Origin of the sequence: Bartonella sp. AP57NXGY, assembly GCF_042195805.1 — a bacterium.
Taxonomy (GTDB): Bacteria; Pseudomonadota; Alphaproteobacteria; order Rhizobiales; family Rhizobiaceae; genus Bartonella.
On record NZ_JBHIOZ010000179.1, the window covers coordinates 1 to 2,481 of the forward strand.

The 2,481-nt window shown below is 37.1% G+C and carries 2 protein-coding genes; both read right to left on the minus strand.

Going from position 1 to position 2,481, the window contains the following annotated elements:
- A partial coding sequence (locus tag ACFIL8_RS09155; protein WP_375689521.1) for a DnaB-like helicase C-terminal domain-containing protein occupies positions 1–1,086 on the minus strand: 1,086 nt, incomplete at its 3' end.
- Positions 1,087–1,453: 367 nt separating this feature from the next.
- Complete coding sequence (locus tag ACFIL8_RS09160) at positions 1,454–2,335, minus strand: hypothetical protein (RefSeq protein WP_375632886.1); 882 nt, start codon at positions 2,333–2,335, stop codon at positions 1,454–1,456.
- Positions 2,336–2,481 lie beyond the last annotated feature (146 nt).

The following is a 2,481-nucleotide window of genomic DNA, read 5'->3' on the forward strand; positions in this document are numbered from 1 at the left end:
TTCTTGAACGCGATTTTCTAATGAACGCTTTGAACCGCTTGTCATGAGTTGGATATAATCGATAATCAAGACATCTAGACCATGTTGTCGTTTAAGACGCCTTGCACGAGCGGACAATTGTGCAATAGACACCCCACCCGTTTGATCAATATAAAGAGGGATTGTTTGTAAGGAACGCATTGCGTGAATAATTTTTGCAAATTGCTCTTCTGAGATATTACCACGGCGCATATCAGAAGAAGAAACCTTTATTTGCTCTGAGATAATACGAGTTGCAAGCTGTTCAGTTGACATCTCAAGTGAAAAGAAACCAACAATACCCCCTTCATTGGCTTGGCTGTTATCATGACGCTTGCAAGCATTGGCAATATTAAAAGCAATATTGGTCGCCAGTGAGGTCTTCCCCATCCCAGGGCGCCCCGCAAGGATAATCAAATCAGATGCTTGTAACCCTCCCATTTTCTCATCAAGTGTTTTGATATGGGTAGCTATCCCTGAGAGCTGTGAGAAACGCTTTTTTGCAGCGCTTGCCATGTTAAGTGCTTTTGCAATGGCTGTATTAAAGTTTTCAAACCCACCCCCATATTTTCCTTTTTCTGCTAGCTCAAATAACTGATTTTCAACAGTTTCAATTTGTTGTGATGTTGTAAGTTCTACAGAAACATCATAAGCTCTATTCACAACTTGAGTGCCAAGGTTAATTAAAGAGCGTCGGATAAACAGATCATAAATGACACTCCCATAATCTTTAGTATTAATGATTGTTACAGCTTCTTTAGCTAAACGCACCACGTAATTATATACAGTGATGTCACCAATTTTCGCATCATTTTCAACAAAGGGCTTAATAGTAATGGGATCTGCAACTTTTCCATTTTGAATAATTTGTGAAATGATATCAAAAAGCTTTTGATGCAACGGTTCAAAAAAGTGCTCTGCTTTTAAAAAATCAGAAACGCTATCAAGAGCATTATTATTGATAATGATAGCACCCAGCAAAGCTTTCTCTGCTTCAATATTATGGGGCAGTTGACGAAAAGAAGATTGTTCTTCTGTTTGAAAAGAAGGTAAATTAACAGCGTTCATTTTATTCATTATGATTTAAATTGATTTGATAAATGATAATTATAAATCACTGAATCTACAGTGTGAATCCCATTTTTATTTTACTTAACAGCTTGCTTTTTGATACGTTTTGTGCAATAAAGAGATGTTCTTTTATATTTCGGTTATTTCTTTTAATCGTTTATTTAGATCGCTAGCTGTTTTGATAATAAAAGCCGTATCAATTCATTTTGATGCGGTTTTTATGTATTAAGGCTTGCATTTTTACACGTTTTGTGTAATATACTTTAACATTTAAAATGTATAAGTTTCCAGTTGCAAACAAAAGCCGTGTCTTAAAGGACGCGGCTTTTTTGCTATAAAGCAGCCCCCCGCCCCGTTATTTTATTTACGCTGCTTTGTTTGTGCTTTGTTCACTACCATCAGTATCATCACAAATCTTTTGCTTGCCATTAATTACAGCGTTGCCAGAGATTTTTACACCCTCTTCAATAATAGACCTATTAGAAACACACGCATCATCATAAATTTCTGCTTTTTCATAAATACGAGCATTCTCATAAACACGGGCATTGCCATAAATCTTGACATTTTTGTAGACAAGCGCTTTACCATAAACCCTAGCATGATCAAAAATATGAGAACCTTCGTATACGCAAGAAGACCCTGATACTTTTGCATTGCCATAAACAAAGCCCTTCACATAAGCACTATGCCAAACCTTGGCATTGTCATAAATTTTTGCCTCTATACTAATAAAAGCTTTTCCATAAACCACGGCATTATCACAAACTTGACCACAAACCTTAGCATGATCATAAACCTTGGCATTGCCATTAACCACACACTTGCCATAAACCCACCCCTTGCCACGAAACCACATGGTACCACTAATACTAGCATTATCAAAAATCTTAGCATTGCCATAAACATGGGTATCACGACCATAAACCTTGGCTTTATCACTCACTACAACGTTACCATAAACTTTAGCATTTTGAGCAATAACGGCTTCATTACGTATTTTAGCATTTTCACTAACGACAGCATCATATGCTGCAATAGCATCATCATACACCCAGCAATTCCCATCATGAGAGAGGTTATCTTCCTTCTCAATAAAACCACCAAGGTCACCAGCCTTGACATCATCGAAATCCCTTAATGCGCGTATGCGATAAAAGTATCTAGGTTGACGGGTTTCTGCATCGTAAACTTTTTTTATTTCGTCTATAATTTCATATTTTTTAGATACAGTTTTAGTGGTCATAGGTAGCTCCCTAATCTAATATTCAAACAAATTTTTAAATGAAATGGTTATAAGCAGGCGCCCCCGCCGCGCCCGCGCCGTTATTTAAGCTGTTTTCCTATGAGGACGACACATAACAAAGCAAATTTCACCATAAGGAGAAAGGC

Bases quoted from the DNA above. Each gene is read 5' to 3' on its own strand.
- ACFIL8_RS09160 (WP_375632886.1), bottom strand. From the start codon at position 2,335: ATGACCACTAAAACTGTATCTAAAAAATATGAAATTATAGACGAAATA.